The organism is Streptomyces sp. NRRL F-5630, from assembly GCF_000719475.1.
Classification (GTDB): domain Bacteria; phylum Actinomycetota; class Actinomycetes; order Streptomycetales; family Streptomycetaceae; genus Streptomyces.
Genome location: NZ_JOGO01000038.1, coordinates 1 through 16,716, shown reverse-complemented (window position 1 = coordinate 16,716; position 16,716 = coordinate 1). Strand labels below are relative to the sequence as shown.

The 16,716-nt window shown below is 70.4% G+C and carries 12 protein-coding genes and 1 pseudogene; 11 read left to right on the top strand and 2 right to left on the bottom strand.

Going from position 1 to position 16,716, the window contains the following annotated elements; translation table 11 throughout:
- Positions 1–159: 159 nt before the first annotated feature.
- The 5 genes from IF99_RS0118500 to mtmMI all read left to right on the top strand — a co-directional run bounded on the left by IF99_RS0118500 (position 160) and on the right by mtmMI (position 5,826).
- The gene (locus IF99_RS0118500; protein ID WP_234340745.1) at positions 160–1,101 is read left to right on the top strand and encodes an aldo/keto reductase; all 942 of its coding nucleotides are present in this window, start codon (positions 160–162) and stop codon (positions 1,099–1,101) included.
- 180 nt (positions 1,102–1,281) lie between these two features.
- Positions 1,282–2,505 carry a nucleotide disphospho-sugar-binding domain-containing protein gene (locus tag IF99_RS0118495; protein WP_030997644.1) on the top strand — a complete coding sequence of 408 codons (1,224 nt, stop codon included), beginning with the start codon at positions 1,282–1,284 and terminating at the stop codon, positions 2,503–2,505.
- A gap of 13 nt (positions 2,506–2,518) precedes the next feature.
- Positions 2,519–3,709, top strand: a complete 1,191-nt coding sequence (gene mtmGIII, locus IF99_RS0118490) for a mithramycin biosynthesis glycosyltransferase MtmGIII (RefSeq protein WP_030997643.1) — start codon at positions 2,519–2,521, stop codon at positions 3,707–3,709.
- Positions 3,710–3,721: 12 nt separating this feature from the next.
- Entirely contained in the window at positions 3,722–4,750 is a 1,029-nt protein-coding gene (locus tag IF99_RS0118485; RefSeq protein ID WP_107048982.1) for a class I SAM-dependent methyltransferase, read from the top strand.
- A 38-nt stretch (positions 4,751–4,788) separates the two neighbouring features.
- The gene (gene mtmMI, locus IF99_RS0118480) at positions 4,789–5,826 is read left to right on the top strand and encodes a demethylpremithracinone o-methyltransferase (protein ID WP_030997641.1); all 1,038 of its coding nucleotides are present in this window, start codon (positions 4,789–4,791) and stop codon (positions 5,824–5,826) included.
- Between the two features lie 360 nt (positions 5,827–6,186).
- On the opposite strand, the gene IF99_RS0118475 is transcribed toward mtmMI, so the two are convergent.
- Positions 6,187–7,326 (bottom strand): glycosyltransferase, encoded by a 1,140-nt coding sequence (locus IF99_RS0118475; RefSeq protein ID WP_030997640.1) that lies wholly within the window; start codon positions 7,324–7,326, stop codon positions 6,187–6,189.
- 213 nt (positions 7,327–7,539) lie between these two features.
- On the opposite strand from IF99_RS0118475, the gene IF99_RS0118470 reads away from it, so the two are divergent.
- The 6 genes from IF99_RS0118470 to IF99_RS0118445 all read left to right on the top strand — a co-directional run bounded on the left by IF99_RS0118470 (position 7,540) and on the right by IF99_RS0118445 (position 15,285).
- Positions 7,540–8,718 (top strand): nucleotide disphospho-sugar-binding domain-containing protein, encoded by a 1,179-nt coding sequence (locus IF99_RS0118470; RefSeq protein WP_030997639.1) that lies wholly within the window; start codon positions 7,540–7,542, stop codon positions 8,716–8,718.
- Positions 8,715–10,256, top strand: a complete 1,542-nt coding sequence (locus IF99_RS0118465) for an FAD-dependent monooxygenase (protein ID WP_234340744.1) — start codon at positions 8,715–8,717, stop codon at positions 10,254–10,256. The genes IF99_RS0118470 and IF99_RS0118465 overlap by 4 nt, the downstream gene beginning before the upstream one ends.
- 58 nt (positions 10,257–10,314) lie before the next feature.
- A complete protein-coding gene (locus IF99_RS0118460; protein WP_030997637.1) occupies positions 10,315–12,771 on the top strand; it encodes an excinuclease ABC subunit UvrA in 2,457 nt (818 codons plus the stop codon).
- Positions 12,772–12,847: 76 nt separating this feature from the next.
- On the top strand, positions 12,848–13,495 hold the full coding sequence (locus IF99_RS0118455; protein ID WP_051703557.1) for a PadR family transcriptional regulator: 648 nt from the start codon (positions 12,848–12,850) through the stop codon (positions 13,493–13,495).
- Between the two features lie 59 nt (positions 13,496–13,554).
- On the top strand, positions 13,555–14,517 hold the full coding sequence (locus tag IF99_RS0118450; RefSeq protein ID WP_030997635.1) for a daunorubicin resistance protein DrrA family ABC transporter ATP-binding protein: 963 nt from the start codon (positions 13,555–13,557) through the stop codon (positions 14,515–14,517).
- A 12-nt stretch (positions 14,518–14,529) separates the two neighbouring features.
- On the top strand, positions 14,530–15,285 hold the full coding sequence (locus IF99_RS0118445; protein ID WP_051703556.1) for an ABC transporter permease: 756 nt from the start codon (positions 14,530–14,532) through the stop codon (positions 15,283–15,285).
- A gap of 1,332 nt (positions 15,286–16,617) precedes the next feature.
- Here IF99_RS0118445 and IF99_RS33505 read toward each other — a convergent pair.
- A pseudogene (locus IF99_RS33505) lies at positions 16,618–16,716 on the bottom strand (IS481 family transposase); the annotation flags it as partial.

Below are 16,716 nucleotides of genomic sequence, written 5' to 3'. Positions count from 1 at the left end.
CCGGTCCACCGTCGGCACCCGGTCTGGAGCCCCGCTCAAGTCCCGGTAGTCCGCCGTCGATGCGGACGAAGGCTCCGGCGGGCCTTGAGCCGCATTCGATCCGGGGACCTCAGCGTGGTCCGCGTGGAGTTCCGAAGCCTCGGCCGAAGTGGCCTTTCAGTGAGTGAGATCGTGTACGGCAACTTGCTGTACCCCCAGGACGACACCCCCGACGAAACGGTGCTCTCCGCGATCAGAGCCGCGCGTGACGTCGGCGTGACGACCTTCGACACTGCGGACGTCTACGGGATGTTCCGTTCCGAGACCCTGCTGGGTCAGGCGCTGGCCGGATCACCCCGAGAAGAGCTGGTGCTGTGCACCAAGGTGGGGATGCCGACCGGACTCGGTCCCAACGGGCAGGGGCTGTCCAGGAAACACGTCATGGAGTCGGTCGACGGCTCGCTGCGCCGGCTGCGCGTCGACCACATCGACGTCTACACCGCTCACCGCTATGACCCGGCGACTCCGCTGGAGGAGCTGATGTGGACCTTCTCCGACCTGGTCCGTGCGGGGAAGATCCTGTACGTCGGCATGTCGGAGTGGCCCGTGGAGCGGATCACCGAAGCGGCGGAGATCGGTACCCGGCTGGGCGTGCCCGTGATCTCCCACATGCCCCGCTACTCGATGCTGTGGCGGGCGCCGGAGGCCAAGGTGATACCGGTCTGCCGCGATCTGGGCATCGGTCAGATCTGCTACTTCACCCTGGAGCAGGGCGTACTCACGGGGAAGTACGCGCCCGGCGCGCAGCCCCCGGTCGGCTCCCGGGCCACCGTCCCCAAGGGCGGCCGAGCTCCCTTGATGCGGCGCTGGCTGGACGACGACACGGTCCTCGGCCGTGTCGGGCGACTGCGCCCGCTGGCCGAGGAGGCCGGCCTGACCACGGCGCAGCTCTCCCTCGCCTGGGCGCTCCAGAACCCCGGCGTCAGCGGGGCTGTCATCGGCTCCTCCACCGCGGAACAGGTCCTGAGCAACGTGAAGGCGGCCGGCGTCCACCTGGAGGAGGACCTGATGGCCAGGATCGACGCGGTCCTGGGCGACTCCGTCGTGTACGGCGAGGAATGAGCCGTCCAAGGGTGACGGACCGGCTGGCGGGCCCCGAGGAGGCGGCGGTACGGCTGCCCCTCGGCCGCATGCGGCACGGCTTGGTCAGTGCCGAAGAGAGCACCGCGGGCCCCGGCACGCCCCTCCCCCTGAGGAGCCCTGCACCCCCAACTTCCGACGCAACCGGAGAGGCACCTACGGATGCGCATTCTGTTCACCACGTTCCCCTGGCACTCCCACCACTTCCCCATGGTCCCGCTCGAGTCGGCGGCCCTGGCCGCCGGTCACGAGGTGCGGGTCGCGAGTTCACCGGGGCTGATGCCGACCGTGACCGCCTCCGGCCTGCCCGGTGTGCCGGTCGGCCAGGACGTCGATCTCGCCTCCCTGTCCAACGACCGCAGCCGGGCCGCATGGCACATCCAGGGCCGCTGGCCCGACGACTGGCCGGTCCGACCGGAGCTGCTGGACGACGAGCAGTTCGCGCTGATCGAGAACCTGGGGCGGATGCAGGCGGTGATGGCCTCGGCCATGCTCGACGACCTGCTCGACCTCGCCCGGGCCTGGCAGCCCGACCTGGTGGTGCACGACGCTGTCACGCTCGCCGGGCCCGTGGTCGCCGCGGCCCTGGGCGTGCCCAACGTCAGCCATCTGTGGGGCACTCCCGGGCTGCAGCGCATCGAGATGCACCGCATGGGAAGCGAACCACTGTCGGAATACGCCCAGTTGTACGAGCGGGCCCGGGCGGACGTGCGGACCGAGCCGACCGCCTGGATCGACCCCAGCGCACCGGGCATCCGCTACCCGGCCGGGCCGACCTGCCGTCAGATGCGTTACGTCCCTTACAACGGGCCGGGCCTGCTGCCGGACTGGCTGCTGCGCGGCCGTGCCGGTACCCGGGTCTGCGTGACCTGGGGTGCCACGTCCATGGCACTGCGCGGCGGCACGGTCGTCGAACTCGTACGCCAGTGCGTCGATGCCGCCGCCGAGGTGGCCGACGAGGTCGTGGTCGCGGTGACCGAGCAGACTGCGCGGGCCCTTGAGACCGCGCCACTGCCGGACCGGGTGCGGATCACGGTCGGGCTGCCGCTGCACCTGCTGTTGCCGTCCTGCGATCTCGTGGTTCACCACGGGGGCGCGGGCACCAGCATGACGGCTGCGGGCGCGGGGGTGCGTCAACTCCTGATCACCACGCGGCCCGAGCCGACGGTCAACGGCACCCGGCTGGCCGCGTCGGGCGCCGCCCGGCACCTGATGACCGGTGACGTGCCCGCCGGCCGCGAGGGGGTGGGCCTGCTGCGAGCCGAAGTGGACCGTCTCCTGTCGGACCCCGCCCACGGCACCGCCGCGATGAAGCTGGCCGACGGCATGCGCACCCAGCCGACGCCGGCCGACCTGGTGGCCGACCTGACGAACCTTGCCCGATAGGGAGGAGAAGCACATGCGTGTTCTGGTGGCCACGTCCCCGTGGCCCACCCACTACTTCATCGTCCAGCCGCTCGCCGCCGCGTTCCGCGCCGCGGGCCACGAGGTTCTGGTGGTGGCACAACCCTCCATGGCGGACCTGGTTACCCGGTCGGGTTTGCCCATGGCCGCCGTCGGCATCGACATCGACATGGTGGAGATCCGCCGCAAGACCCTGTCACAGGAGCTGAAGGCCCGGCAGAAACCCGAGGACCCCGACCGGGCGGACGACGGGGGGCAGGTCTTCGACCAGTGGCAGCGAGCCGCCCTCGCCAACCTCGACCCGGTGATGGACCTCGCCCGAGCCTGGAAACCCGACCTGGTGCTCGCCGACACCATGTGCCCGCCCGGGCTCGTCGCCGCGCAGGAGCTAGGGGTGCCCGGGATCCGTCACCTGTGGGGCTGGGACTTCTTCGGCTCGGCCGGGAGCGAGCAGATCCTGGCTTCGCTACCGGGATTCTACGAGCCGTACCGCGCCTACGGGCTGGACGTCCAGGGCGACCCCGCGCTCCGTACCGTGGACCCCTGCCCGCCGAGCCTCCAGCCGCCGCCGTCGCCCGCCAGGCTGCAAGTGCAGTACGTGCCGTACAACGGCGCCGGCCTCGCTCCCGGCCCGCAGCTGCGCCGAGGCGGCAAGAGCAGGGCGCGGATCTGTCTCACCTGGGGCAGGTCCATCAGCCGGATCATCGGGGAGCGGGCCTTCCTACTGCCCCGCATCATCCGGGCGCTCGACGGGCTGGACATCGAGATCGTGGTCGCCATCGACGCCTCGTCCCGCGATCAGCTCGGCGATCTCCCGGGCAACGTCCGGGTCCTCGACTCGCCGCCCCTGCACCTGGTACTCGACGACTGCGACGCCATCGTCCACCAGGGCGGCTCGGGCACGGTGTTCAACGCGATCCGCGCCGGCCTGGGCCAACTGGCCATCTCCCACATGGCCGACCAGGACAACATCTCGGCCGCCCTCGCTGGCTCGGGTGCCGGCATTCATCTGTCCGGCGAGCAGGCAGACGAGCAGGCCATCCGAGCCGCGGTGATCAGGCTGCTGGAGGACCCGGAAGTCCGTACGGCCGCCGACCGGCTGCGCGCCGAGATGCTCTCCCAGCCGACCCCCGCCCAGGTGGCCGCAGGGCTCGCCGAACTGGCCACCACGTATACACACAACTGAGGAAGAGGGATCGTGACACAGACCACCCTTTCCACGATCGACGAGTTCACCCTGCTGAACATGGCCCAGGCGGTGCGCCGTGCCGGAGTGCTGTGCGCCGGGCTCGACCTCGCCGTCTTCGACACGATGGCGGACGGCCCGGCCGACCCCGAGACCGTTGCCGCACAGTTGGGCGTTCCCCCACGGGGCGTGCGCGTGCTGTTGCGGGGGCTCGCGGCCATCGAACTGCTCAACACGGACGGCAAGCGCTTCTGGCTGGCGCCCGGCGTCGACCGCGTGCTGGTCCGGTCCAGCCCGGGCTTCTTCGGCGACACCCTCCGGCTGGCGGTCAGCCGTTACGAGTGGGAGGCACTGGGCCGGCTCTCGGACGCGGTCCGGCGCGGCGGGACTGTGCTGGACACCAACGCCGAGACCCCGGAGTACCCCTTCTGGGAGGACCTGGCACGCAATCCCACCCCGCACACGCCCCTCGTCGCCGATCTCCTGGCGGAGACGCTGGCCCCGTGGGCCGAGGGCCGTGAGCGTCTGGACATCCTGGACGTCGCCTGCGGGCACGGGCTGTACGGCTACACGGTGGCGCAGCGCAACCCGCAGGCCCGGGTCCGCTCCGTGGACTGGGCCAACGTCCTGGAGTTCTCCCGGGGCCACGCGGAGCGCCTCGGGATACTGGACCGGGTCGAGCTGACGCCCGGCGACATGTTCGAGGTGCCGCTGGGGGGTCCGTACGACCTGTCGCTGATCACCAATGTGCTGCACCACTTCTCCGCCGAGCGCGCCGGCGACATGCTGCGCCGGCTGGCGCAGGTGACCCGGCCGGGCGGGCGGATCGGCATCGTCGCGGTCACCGCGGACGGCCATGACCCGGCCTCCGACCCGGTTCCCCATCTGTTCGCCGCGCTGATGCTGGCCTGGACCCACGAGGGCGAGTCGCACGCGCTGGAGACCTACCGCGACCTCCTGACCGCCACCGGCTTCGGGGAGCCGCAGCTGCACCAGGTGGGCGGGGTACCGCTGCGTCTCCTGATCGCCGAAAGGCTCTGACCTCCCTCCTTCATCCCCCCTCGACCGAAAGGCACGTGATGACGAACGCCACGCCGGAGGCACCCTCGCTGGCCGAGGCTCGCGAGGTCCTCCAGCTCAATGTCGCCTACACCCGGGCCCGAGTGCTGCACACCGCACTGGAGTTGGGCCTCTTCGAGTTCCTCGCCGCGGGTCCGCGCACCGAGGCGGAGATCCGCGAGTACGCTGAGCTGCACTCCCATCTGGTGAGCGACTGGCTGGAAGCACTGGTCGGACTCGGCCTGCTGACCTTCGACGGCGGCGGCTACGCCAACGCCTCCCGCGCCGACCACTTCCTGGTCCCCGGCCGGCCGCACTACATCGGCGGCGCCGTGCTCCAGCACGGCCGGGTCCACTACGAGCTGTGGAACCGCTTCGCCGATGCGCTGCGCGACGGCAAGGCCACCTCGGGGCGGAACATCACCGCGGGTGCGGTGGTGGAGGAGCAGCCGGACCTGGACCGGGCACGCCGATTCCTCGATCACATGGACACCTTCAACCAGTTCGTGGCCGCGCAACTGAGCCACGTGCTGGACTGGAGCCGGTGGACGACCTTCGTGGACGTCGGCGGGGCCCGCGGCAACGTCGCGGCCCGACTGGTGCTGGACCACCCGAACCTGAAGGGCTCGGTCTTCGACGTACCCGGCGTCGAGCCGCTGTTCGACGAGCACATGGCGGCACGCGGCACCACGGACCGGGTCGGCTTCGTGGGTGGCGACTTCTTCAACGATCCCCTGCCCGGTGCCGACGTGATCCTCTTCGGGCACGTCCTGCACGACCATCCCGAGGAATCCCGCAAGAAGCTGCTGGCCCAGGCCTTCGACGCCCTTCCCCCGGGCGGCATGCTGCTGGTCTACGACGCGATGCTCGACGAGAGCTCCGAGCCGGGGGCGTATCTGCAGAGCCTGGTGTGTTCCGTCATCCTCGACGGCGGTTCTGAGTACCGGGTGCGTGACATCTCGGCCTGGGCGGAGGAGATCGGCTATGAGGTGGAGCAGGTGATCCCTCTGGACACGATGACGCACGACCGGCTCCTGGTGGCCCGCAAGCCCGGCTGAGCCGCACAGGTACGGCGGTCCCACGAGCACACCGGGACCGCCGTTTCGGCCGTGGGGCGGGGCGGGTGGGCCGCGCGCGGCGTGGCAGGTGGGCGTGGGGCCCAAGCCCGGCCGGCGCCGACTCCACCTACGCCGCGCGCTCTCCCCAGCCCACGCGCGGGCTCTCCCGGTCCTTGCGCCGCGTGCCTTACGCCGGGCATCTTCCCGGCCTCGCGCCGCCGCCTCCCCTCGCCCGGCCCTCACACCACGCGCGTCCTGACCACGCCCACGCAAAGGCGAGATCCGCTGGTGGAAGTCGAGTGGGCGGCCGTCCCGGTGTCAGGGATGGCCGCCCACTCGTCCTCACTCGCGGTGCAGCACTCAGCCAAACGCGGTCGTGAACTCCGCCGCGACCTCGCCAGGCGTCGGCCGACCGATCTGCTCCGCGGCGACCCCGGCGGCCCGGGCCTTCCAGGAAGGTTCGGTGAGCAGGGCCCGGCAGGCCGCGACGACCTGTTCCGCATCGAGGTCGAGACCGGGCAGGACGATGCCCAGCCCAGCTGCCTCGATGCGCCGCGCGTTGTCCGGGGCGTCCGCGATCGGGATGGTCAGCACCACCTGAGGCACCCCGGCGGCCACCGCGGCCATCGTCGTACCGGACGCCCCGTAATGGACCAGTACGGCACACCGGGGCACCACGTGGTCCAGGGGCTGCCAGCCCACGGACAGGACGCCCGGCGGCACCGGCCGCAGCGCCTCCGCATGTGCCGGGTCGATGCCCACCACGACCTCCACACCGAGTGCGGGGAGCGTGTGCATCAGCCAGCTGGTCAGGGCCCGCAGCCTGTCCGGCGCCAAGGAGGGCAGCAGGCTCCCGAAGGTGAGGCACACCAAAGGGCGGCGCCTGGGCTCGTCCAGCCAGCCGGGCAGTTCGGCGGGACCGGTCACCGGTATGTGACGCATGGGGTCACCGGACGCGCCCGGGCGCTGAAGGGTGGGCGAGCAAGTGTCCAGGATGCGGGTCGGCCGGGGGAGCCCTCTCAGCCCGAACTCTTCGATCTCGGGCTCGAGTTCCTCCTCGGCGGCCAGCGCGAACTCGGGGCTGGGCCGGATGCCCCAGCCGTGCTCGATCCAGGGTATGCCCAGCCGTGCGGCTGCCAGCGGTCCCGCGAACTCCACCGGGTCGGTGACGACCAGGTCCGGCCGCCACCGGCGCATCAACGCGGCCGTCTCCACGAGGTGCCGGGCCCCCAAACGCCCCCAACCGTGGCCGCTGCGCCACACCCGGTCCGCTTCGGGAGTGTGGGGCACCGGCCTGCCGACCCGGTCTCGGGCCATCACCTCCTGCAGTGCCACAGGAGACAGCGCGGCAACGGGCAGCCCGCGCTCGAGGACCCGGGGAGCGAAGCCCTCGTCCGTGGACACCAGGACCTCATGCCCCTCGGCACGCAGCGCCCAGGACAACGGAAGCATGGGGTTGAGGTGCCCGAGCAGCGGAGTGGAACAGACCAGAACCTTCATTGCGACCTACCTTCAGCCCAGGTGGGAGCCACGGCGCCCAGCCGTCGACCGCGCAGCTACGACGCGAACACTCCTCGCACGAAGCCTCCTGGGAGCGGGTCGCGCTGTACTCGAGCGGCGCTGGAAGAAACGGCACGGCCCGGGCTCATGCCAGCCTCTAGGGCACCTGCCTAGCGTCGGCCCCGTTTCCGACGTACAGGATCAGGGGCTTTCATGCGCATCTTGTTCGTGACGTCCGTCTCCAGTTCCCACCTCGCTCCGATGGTTCCGCTCGCCTGGGCCCTGCGGGCCGCCGGGCACGACGTGCGGGTGGCGTGCGACGCCGACACGGCACCCGGTGCTCTGGCACTGGGACTCGCCGTGGTGAGGGTGAGCACGGACGGCGGGTTCGCGCGGCGGCACCGCGAGAACGTGCGGGGAGTCCCCGGCGAGCCGTACTACCGGGAGAAGGACGCTCTGACCCGCATGTTCGCCGAGAACGCTTTGGCCATGCTCGGCGGACTGGCGGCGCTCATCGACCACTGGCAGCCGCACGCGGTGGTGCACGAGCCGGTGGCCTTCGCAGCCGAGGCGGTTGCCGCGGCTCGGGGAATACCCGCTCTGCGGCACTTGTGGGGGCCAGACGTCTTCGGTACGCCGCACGGTGCCTGGCTGCGCGAAAGGGCGCGCGAGCTGGTGACGGCCGAGGTGCCCGGGAGCGTGTGGCCGCCGTCGGCGCGGGAGTTGGTGGTCGACCCCTGTCCCGCTCCGATGCAGCGGCTGGGTCCGGGCGAGAAGGTGCCGATCCGCTTCGTTCCGGTGGACCGGCCCGGGACGGTGCCCACCTGGCTACTCGATCTACCCGAAGAGGAGCGGATCTGCGTCACTTGGGGGACGTTCACCGACGGTGTGCCGGGCGGTCATCCCCTGATGCGAGCAGTCCGCGGCCTGTCGCGGCCCGGCACCGAGGTGGTGCTGGTGGCGCGCCCCGAGGACCTGGCCCGGCTGGGCGAACTGCCCGCCAAGGTACGCACGGTGTCCGGTGTGCCGCTGCACGCCGTGCTGCCCTCGTGCACGGCGGTCGTCCACCACGGCGGGGCCAACACCGCCCTGGGTGCCGTCGCCCGCGGACTGCCTCAGCTCGTCGTGAGCGACACGTTCGAACGGGCCCTGAACGGCGGGAGGTTGGCGGAAGCGGGCGTCGGACTGCACCTGGGCTCACAGGACGCGGATCCGGACGCCGTCGAGGCGGCGGCACAACAGCTGGTCACCGACGACCGGTACGCCCGGGCCGCCGCAGCACTCCAGGGCCAGGCCCTGACCCGCCCTTCCCCGGCCCAGATCGCCAGTGGTTTCGAGGAGTTGGTCGCCCGGTGTTCCGTACCGGTCGAATCGATCACGGAAGGCGCATGATGCAGAACGACAACACAGTCGACGACGGCTTCACCACGGATGTCGTGGTGGTGGGCGGAGGCCCGGTCGGCCTGATGCTGGCCGGGGAGCTGCGGGCCGGCGGTGCGCAGGCCCTGGTTCTCGAGAAGCTCGTCGAGCCCGTCGAGCACGACCGGGCGGGGGCCCTGCACGCCCGGACCGTGGAGATGCTGGACCTGCGCGGGCTGCTGGACCGCTTCTTGGAGAGGACCCAGCTCGCCAAGGGGCTTCCCTTCGCCGGGATCTTCAGCCAGGGCCTGGACTTCGGTCTGATGGACACCCGGCACCCGTACACCGCCCTGGTCCCGCAGTCGCGCACCGAGGAGCTGCTGGCGGAGCACGCGGACCGGGTCGGGGTGGAGATCCGCCGCGGCCACGAGGTGACCGGGCTGCACCAGGACGCAGAGGGTGTGGAAGTGATGGTGGAGGGCCCGCGGGGTCCCTACCGCATCAGGGCCCGCTATGTCGTCGGCTGCGACGGCGGGCGCAGCACGGTGCGACGGCTGGCCGGAATCGGCTTCCCCGGCACCGAGGCCACCGTCACCGCGCTGATCGGCTACGTGCACACCCCCGAACGCAATGTACCGCGCCGCTGGGAGCGCACCCCCGACGGCATTCTGATCCTGGCCTTTCCGCCGGAGGGGGGCACGGGGCGGGTGGTCGCCATCGAGTACGGACGCGGGCGCTCGGCGGACGAGGGGCCCGTGACCCTTGAGCAGCTCAACGCCGCGGTCGCACGCGTGCGGGGTGAGCCGCTGGAGCTGACCGAGCCGGTGACGTGGCTGTCCCGGTTCGGTGACGCCAGCCGGCAGGCGGAGCGATACCGCTGCGGTCGCGTGCTGCTGGCAGGTGACGCGGCGCATGTGCACTTCCCGATCGGCGGCCAGGGACTGAACACCGGCCTGCAGGACGCGGTCAACCTGGGCTGGAAGCTGGCGGCCCGGATCTGCGGCTGGGGTTCGGAGGAACTGCTCGACACCTACCACGACGAGCGGCATCCCGTCGCCGAACGGGTCCTGCTCAATACGCGCGCGCAGCTGGCCCTGATGCGGCCGGACGAGCAGCACACCACCCCGCTGCGCGGCTTCGTCGAGGAGTTGCTCGGCATCGACGAGGTCAACCGCTACTTCGCCGGAATGATCACCGGCACCGATGTGCGCTACCCAACGGTCACGCCCGAGCCGCCAGCGGCGGCACATCCGTGGGCGGGGCGCTTCGCGGGCCATCTGGTGCTGTCCGGCCGGCCGGGAGAGCCGGTGCCGGTGGCCGAACTACTGCGGCCTGCCCGGCCCCTGCTGCTCGACCTGGCGGGGCGCGTTGATCTGCGGGACGCGGCGCGGCCGTGGGCCGACCGGGTGTCCGTGGTCGCCGGGGAGGCGGCCCTGGAGCCGTCGGCCCAGGCACTACTGGTCCGTCCCGACGGCTATGTCGCCTGGGCGGGTTCGGCGGACGACACGCCCGCCGGGCTGCGCTCGGGTCTGGCCCGCTGGTTCGGTCCTCCTGGTGCTGATCGCCCTTGAAGCACAATAGCCGAACCCTTATATTCGGGTCCGAATATCGGAATCCGAGGAGGGTGTCATGGGATCTGAAGAGCACGCCATCGAGGTGGTCGGTGCACGTACGCACAACCTGGAGGACCTGTCGGTCTCGGTGCCCAAGGGGAAGGTCGTCGCGTTCTCGGGCGTGAGCGGCAGCGGCAAGACCTCCCTGCTGATCGACACCATCCACGCCGAGGCCCAGCTGCGGTATCTGGAGGGGATCAGCCCGTTCGTCCGCCAGTTCATCACCCCCCGGGACCGTCCTCAGGTGAACCGGATCGACGGGCTGCCCCCCACACTCGCCGTCGACCAGCGGATCCCGGCCCGCAGCCCGCGGTCCACGATGGCCACGGTCACCGGCGTGAGCGACTACCTCGGCCTGGCCTTCGCCCGACTGCCTCCGCTGGACCGGGACTGGGACCCAGCACTGGGTACCGTGCTGAAGGCGGCGCAGTTCAACCCAGGTGCGCCGGAGGGGTGCTGTCCGGAGTGCCGCGGCAGCGGGGGCAGGGCTCGGTCAGAGGAGGCGCTGCTGATCACCGAGCCCGGCCTGCCGTTGCTGGCCGGGGCATCGCTGTGGTTCACCATGGCGCGCACCCCCGAGCGGGCGACGGTGGCAGCGCTGGCCGAGCGCCTCGGGACGGATCTCGACATGGCCTGGCAGGAGCAGCCCGGGGACTTCCGTGACGCGGTGCTGTACGGCACCGGCGACGAGGAGCTTGAGATCGCCTACGAGACAACCATGAAGAAGAGCGGCACTTCGGTCAGCGTCCGCAACAGCCGCCCCTGGCCGGGGGCAGTCGCCGAGGCCGAGCGGCTGTACGCCGGCGCCCCCAGCCCTGCCGTCCGGGAGTCCTACGCGCCCTTCGTCAGGAACGAGCCGTGCGCCGAGTGCGAAGGGACGGGCCTGGGAGCGATCGCCCGTACGGTCCGGCTCAGCGGGCGGCGCCTGCACGAGCTGCTCGACTGCCCTGTCCTAGAAGTCCTGGACTGGGGCGAACGCCTGGCCGCGACACTCGGACCGGCCCAGCAGGAGGCCGCTCAGGCCGTACTGCCCGCCCTGCAGGCGAGGCTCCGGCTGCTGGTCCGACTCGGTGTCGGACACGTCCAGCTCTCGCGGCCGGCTTCGACGCTGTCGGGCGGGGAACTGCAACGCGCGCGGGTTGCGGCCCAGTTGTGCACCGAGCTGTCGGGGGTGGCGTTCGTCCTCGACGAGCCGTCCTCGGGGCTGCACCCGGCCGACAAAGAGCGGCTGGGCGAGCTCATCGAAGAACTGCGCGGCTCCGGGAACACCGTCCTCATGATCGAGCACGATCCCGAGCTGATCGGGCGGGCGGACTGGGTGATCGACATCGGTCCGCAGGCCGGACGCGGCGGCGGGCGGCTCGTGGCCCAGGGCACTCCACAGGACGTGATGGCCGCACCCGAATCGCTGACCGGCCGCTACCTGGCCATGCGCGGCGGGCGGGTGCGGCGCGATCGACGCCCGGTCCGAGACGACCGGATGCTGACCTTGACCGACGTCGCGGTGCGCACGTTGCGTGCCGACCGGATCGACATCCCGCTGGGAGCGCTGACCTGCCTGACCGGAGTGAGCGGCAGCGGCAAGAGCACCCTGCTCATCGAGGGCGTGGCCGACGCGGTGCAGGGCCGGCTGGACGGCACGGGTGCGCCGGCTGTGGGCGGAGTGACCTGGGCGGGCCCCCTGCATTGGGCGACCGTGGTGGACCAGGAGCCCATCGGCCGAACACCGCGCTCCAACCCGGCCACGTACACCAAGGCCTTCAACCTGATCCGTAACCTCTTCGCGGCCACCGACGCCGCCGCCCGCCGCGGGCTCACCGCAGCCTCCTTCTCCTTCAACTCGCCGGGTGGCCGATGTGAGCCGTGCACCGGGTACGGCGTACGGCAGGTCGACATGAACTTCCTGCCCGACGTCTGGGTCACGTGCGACGTCTGTGAGGGCAGGCGGTACCGGTCCGACGTGCTCGCGGTGACCTACCAAGGCCTGGCCATCGACGAGGTTCTGAACCTGACCGTCGACGAGGCCGCCGAGGTCCTCGACACTCCCGCACTGCGATCGGTGCTCACGGCCCTGCGGCAGACAGGTCTGGGCTATCTGCGGCTCGGGCAGAGCGCCACGGTGCTCTCCGGCGGTGAGGCACAGCGGCTGAAGCTGGCGGCCGCGCTGACCAAGGGCTCGCGGCAGCCCGGTCTGGTCGTGCTGGACGAACCGGTCACCGGTCTGCACCCGGCGGATGTCCAGGTTCTCGTCGACGCCTTCGACGTGCTCCTCGCCGCGGGCAACACCGTCGTACTCGCCGAGCACGACCTGCACCTGGCCGCCGCCGCGGACTGGCTGATCGACATGGGGCCGGGCAGCGGAGAGGCCGGCGGCACGGTCCTGCACTGCGGCCGTCCGGACGCCCTGCGACCGGACTCCGGCCCTACGGCCGAGTTTCTGCTGCGGCTCCAGTCAGAGTCCGCCACTACTTGACCGTCAGCCGATGCGTCGGTCGATCGATGCACAAGTCGATGCCGTATAGTCGGTTCCGACTAAAGGAGGTTGAAAGATGGCGGCGCGCAAACGGCCGGTCTCCAACCTGCTCGGGCTCGCGGTCCTCGGACTGCTGCTGGAGCAGCCGATGCATCCGTACGAGATGGCCACGACCCTGCGGGAACGCAACAAGGACACCAGCTTCAAGATCAAGACCGGTTCGCTCTACGACGTCGTCGAATCGCTCGTCCGGGCGGGCTGGATCGCCGAACACAGCACCGAGCGCGCCGGACGCCGGCCGGAGCGCAAGGTGTACGCCCATACCGAGCTGGGCCGCAAGGAGTTCATGAGCTGGCTGGACGAACTCGTCCGCACACCGGTGAAGGAATATCCCAGCTTCCTCGCCGCGGTGAGCTACCTCGGCGTCCTGGGGCCGGAACGCGCGGTCCTGGCTCTGCGGGAACGCATTGCCCGGCTGGATGAGGAGATCGACCAGGCGCGTCAGGCGCAGTCCGAGGTGCTACGCCAGCAGACGCCACGGCTGTTCGTGATCGAACTCGAATACGCCCTGACCATGGCCGAGGCCGAGCGGGACTGGGCCGGCCGGATCGTCAGCGAGATCCAGGACGGCACCCTCACCTGGCCCGAACTCACCACCAAGGAGGGCCGCCAGGTATGGGCCGATCAAGAAGAGCAGGAAGAGCGCGAAGGACTGCAGGCATGACCGCACTACCCGCATCGCACGAGCGTGCCGTACAGGATCCGTCACAGGAGGCATTACCCATGATCCAGGCCAAGGGGCTGGCCAAGACTTTCCATACCAAGCAGGGCCGCGTCGAGGCGGTGGCCGGAGTCGACTTCACAGTGAACGCGGGGGAGATCGTCGGTTTTCTCGGCCCCAACGGTGCCGGCAAGACCACCACCATGCGAATGCTCACCACCCTGCTCGGCCCGAGTTCGGGCACGGCCACCATCGCCGGATGCGATCTGCTGCAGGAGGCGGCGAAGGTCCGGATGCACATCGGCTACGTCTCCCAGGCAGGCGGATCCAAGCCCAGCTCCCCGGTCCGCAGGGACATCGTCCTGCAGGCCCGCCTCTACGGGATGTCCCGCCCCGAGGCCGAAGCCCGCGCCGACGAGGTGATCGCGCAGCTCGGTCTCGAAGAGCTGGCGAACCGTGTCATCCAGACCCTCTCGGGCGGCCAGCGCCGCCGCGTCGACATGGCACTCGGTCTGGTACACGAACCAAAGCTGCTCTTCCTCGACGAGCCCACCGCCAACCTCGACCCCGAGAGCCGCAACGGTGTCTGGGAACACATCCGTCGCCTGCGCGACGAGCACGGCACCGCCGTGTTCCTCAGCACCCATTACCTGGACGAGGCCGACAACCTCTGCGACCGGGTCCTGATCATCGACAAGGGCCGCATCATCGCCGAGGACAGCCCGCAGAACCTGAAGGCCGCCATCGCCCACGACACCATCGAGATCGAGGTGGACGGCGACGCGGCGCGAGCCGCCGAACTGATCGACGCCCACGCAGAGGTCCACGGCGTCTCGGTGAACGGCACCGTGCTGTCGGTCAGTTGCCGAGGCGCCGAGCGCATCCTCGCCGACCTTCTGCGCGCATTGGAGTCCGCGCACATCCGGGCGGAGTCCCTGCGCGTGGCGAGGCCCTCGCTCGACGACGTCTTCATGACCATGACCGACCGCAGTCCGCAGCCGGACGCGGACGCCGTCCACGCCTGAGGGGGGCGCCCAATGATGCACACGATTCGAGATGCGGGAATCGTCTTCCGGGACGAGGCCTCGGCCGCCGCGCAGAAGAGGATGGGCCTGCTCATCGGCCTCGTCCAACCGTTGGTTTACATGGCCCTCTTCGGCCCGCTCCTGGTCAAAATGCTGCCGGAGAGCGGCCCGTCCGCCTGGCAGATCTACATTCCTGGCCTGCTCGTCCAACTGGGCCTGTTCGCCACCGGCTACGCCGGGTTCGGTCTGATCCCCGATGTCCGCTCCGGCTATCTGGAACGGCTTCGGGTAACCCCGGCGAGCCGGCTCGGGCTGCTGCTGGGGCGGGTGCTCTGGGACGTGCTGGCCCTGTTCATCCAGTCGGTCATCATCGTCCTCATCGCCCTGCTGTTCGGGCTGCGTGCTCCCGTAGGGGGCGTACTGGCCGCCATCGCCATGATGATGCTCGTCGGGATCAGCTTGGCCTTCCTCTCCTACTCGCTGGCACTGAAGCTGACATCGGAGTGGCTCTTCGCGCCCGTCCTCAATGGCATTGCCCTGCCGCTCATGCTACTGTCCGGCATCCTCCTGCCGCTCTCGTACGCCCCCAGTTGGTTGAAGACCATCGGCTCCGCCAACCCCTTGCGGTACGCGGTGGACGCCATGCGCGGATTCTTCGCCGGCGAGTACGGCTCGCACGCCGTCCTGACCGGCCTGGCCGTGGTGGTCGGCCTGATGATCGTGTCGGCGACGGCCGGTACCCGCATCTTCGCCAAGTACAACGCCTGAGCCCTCCTACGTCTCCGGTGTCGTCGCGGGCGCGGCGGACGACTGTCGCAGTGCGGTGACGGGATGACGTTCGCGGCGGCCGGAGGACCCTCCTCTGCCGCCGTATCCCGTTCCCTCTGGCTCACCTCGGCGCGTACTGCCCAACGTGTCCCGAAGGATCCGTCGGGCCACGCTGCCGGGAGTTCGACGCCGAGATGAGGCGCTCGTCATCCGCCCGTTCGCGTCACCAAGCCTGAGCGGCCCCAAGGCCAGCTCCCTCCAAGGGAGGCACCCCAACACGGCCCGGCCGCCCAACCTCCGCGCTCTACCCGCAGGGCTGGTAAAGCGAAACGGTGCTGGACGAGCTCAAGACTCACCAACCCGGCACGAAGAGTGCGGTCCTGGCGAGACGCCCGAAGGCACCCGCCGGGAATTTACTCCCACCTCCTGGCCCACCACGCCCTGCAGGCGCTGATGGCCCACACCGTCCGTGACCACGTCGACTACGACCAGCAGCAGCGCGTCGCTGCCGCACCGTCACCTTTCCGCAGACGTCCTGCGCCGTGCCTGGCAGTACTTCCGCGCCGTCGTTTGCGGCTGACGCGCCCTATTTCCGGTCGACCGGACGTTCCATGCGATCGAGGAGTTGTGCCTCTCCACGGAACTATTTGGCGCTCTGTGGTGCGCAGCCGGGACCGGATGGGCGGGACCTGTCCCGCGACTCGATTCCATGGGTCCATCGCGCACCTGCGGGAGGCTCTGGAGCGGTACGTCCTCACTCGACGTCAGCCGACATCAGGCTTGTCGCCGTGCGTGGAACGACCCAGCCGCAGAGCTTCCGGTCGAGCCTGGCCCGTAGGCGTGTCCAGCCACTGTCCGCCGGCGAACGGCACGCAGCTCGCCTGGCATCCTCCCCAGTGGCTGCCCGCCCGTCGGCCCTCTCCACCCCGGCACGCGAGTCGAGACCTCAGCGCTTTCCGGCCGAAAGCCGCGCTGTCAGACTCTGCTGATCCGATGTGCCACTTCTGCCACAACCTCCTCAGGCGTAGACTCGCGGAACAGTCCGCTCAGGGCGCAGGCCAGCCGTGCCCGCCGCGTAGAGCGGCCGCGGGCCAGCGCCTGGGCGATGGCCGCCTGGAGGTATTCCTCCGGAGTCTGTCCGGCGTCCGCCGCGAGGCTGCGGCGTTGTCCCAGCGGCTACATCCCCACCGCCGATGCAGGGGTGCTCCGCCAGCCATCACGCTGCCTACAAGGCGGCCCCCGACGACGCGGGGGTGTTCCAGGCATCAGGGTTGCGTTCGGTCGCGTCCGGGATCGGGTGTGCTAAGGACAACCATTTCGGCTCATGAGCCGCTAGGTGTATTGACCCGGAGCGTTGTTGACGCGGCTGATCGGAGGTTGGCCTCCGAGTGCGGTGTGGCAGCGGTGGTGGTTGTAGGTGTGGAGGAAGTC

Excerpts from the sequence above, each read along its gene's own strand:
- IF99_RS0118495 (WP_030997644.1), top strand. The coding sequence starts at position 1,282 with ATGCGCATTCTGTTCACCACGTTCCCCTGGCACTCCCACCACTTCCCC.
- mtmGIII (WP_030997643.1), top strand. The coding sequence starts at position 2,519 with ATGCGTGTTCTGGTGGCCACGTCCCCGTGGCCCACCCACTACTTCATC.
- mtmMI (WP_030997641.1), top strand. The coding sequence starts at position 4,789 with ATGACGAACGCCACGCCGGAGGCACCCTCGCTGGCCGAGGCTCGCGAG.
- IF99_RS0118475 (WP_030997640.1), bottom strand. The coding sequence starts at position 7,326 with ATGAAGGTTCTGGTCTGTTCCACTCCGCTGCTCGGGCACCTCAACCCC.
- IF99_RS0118470 (WP_030997639.1), top strand. The coding sequence starts at position 7,540 with ATGCGCATCTTGTTCGTGACGTCCGTCTCCAGTTCCCACCTCGCTCCG.
- IF99_RS0118465 (WP_234340744.1), top strand. The coding sequence starts at position 8,715 with ATGATGCAGAACGACAACACAGTCGACGACGGCTTCACCACGGATGTC.
- IF99_RS0118460 (WP_030997637.1), top strand. The coding sequence starts at position 10,315 with ATGGGATCTGAAGAGCACGCCATCGAGGTGGTCGGTGCACGTACGCAC.
- IF99_RS0118455 (WP_051703557.1), top strand. The coding sequence starts at position 12,848 with ATGGCGGCGCGCAAACGGCCGGTCTCCAACCTGCTCGGGCTCGCGGTC.
- IF99_RS0118450 (WP_030997635.1), top strand. The coding sequence starts at position 13,555 with ATGATCCAGGCCAAGGGGCTGGCCAAGACTTTCCATACCAAGCAGGGC.
- IF99_RS0118445 (WP_051703556.1), top strand. The coding sequence starts at position 14,530 with ATGATGCACACGATTCGAGATGCGGGAATCGTCTTCCGGGACGAGGCC.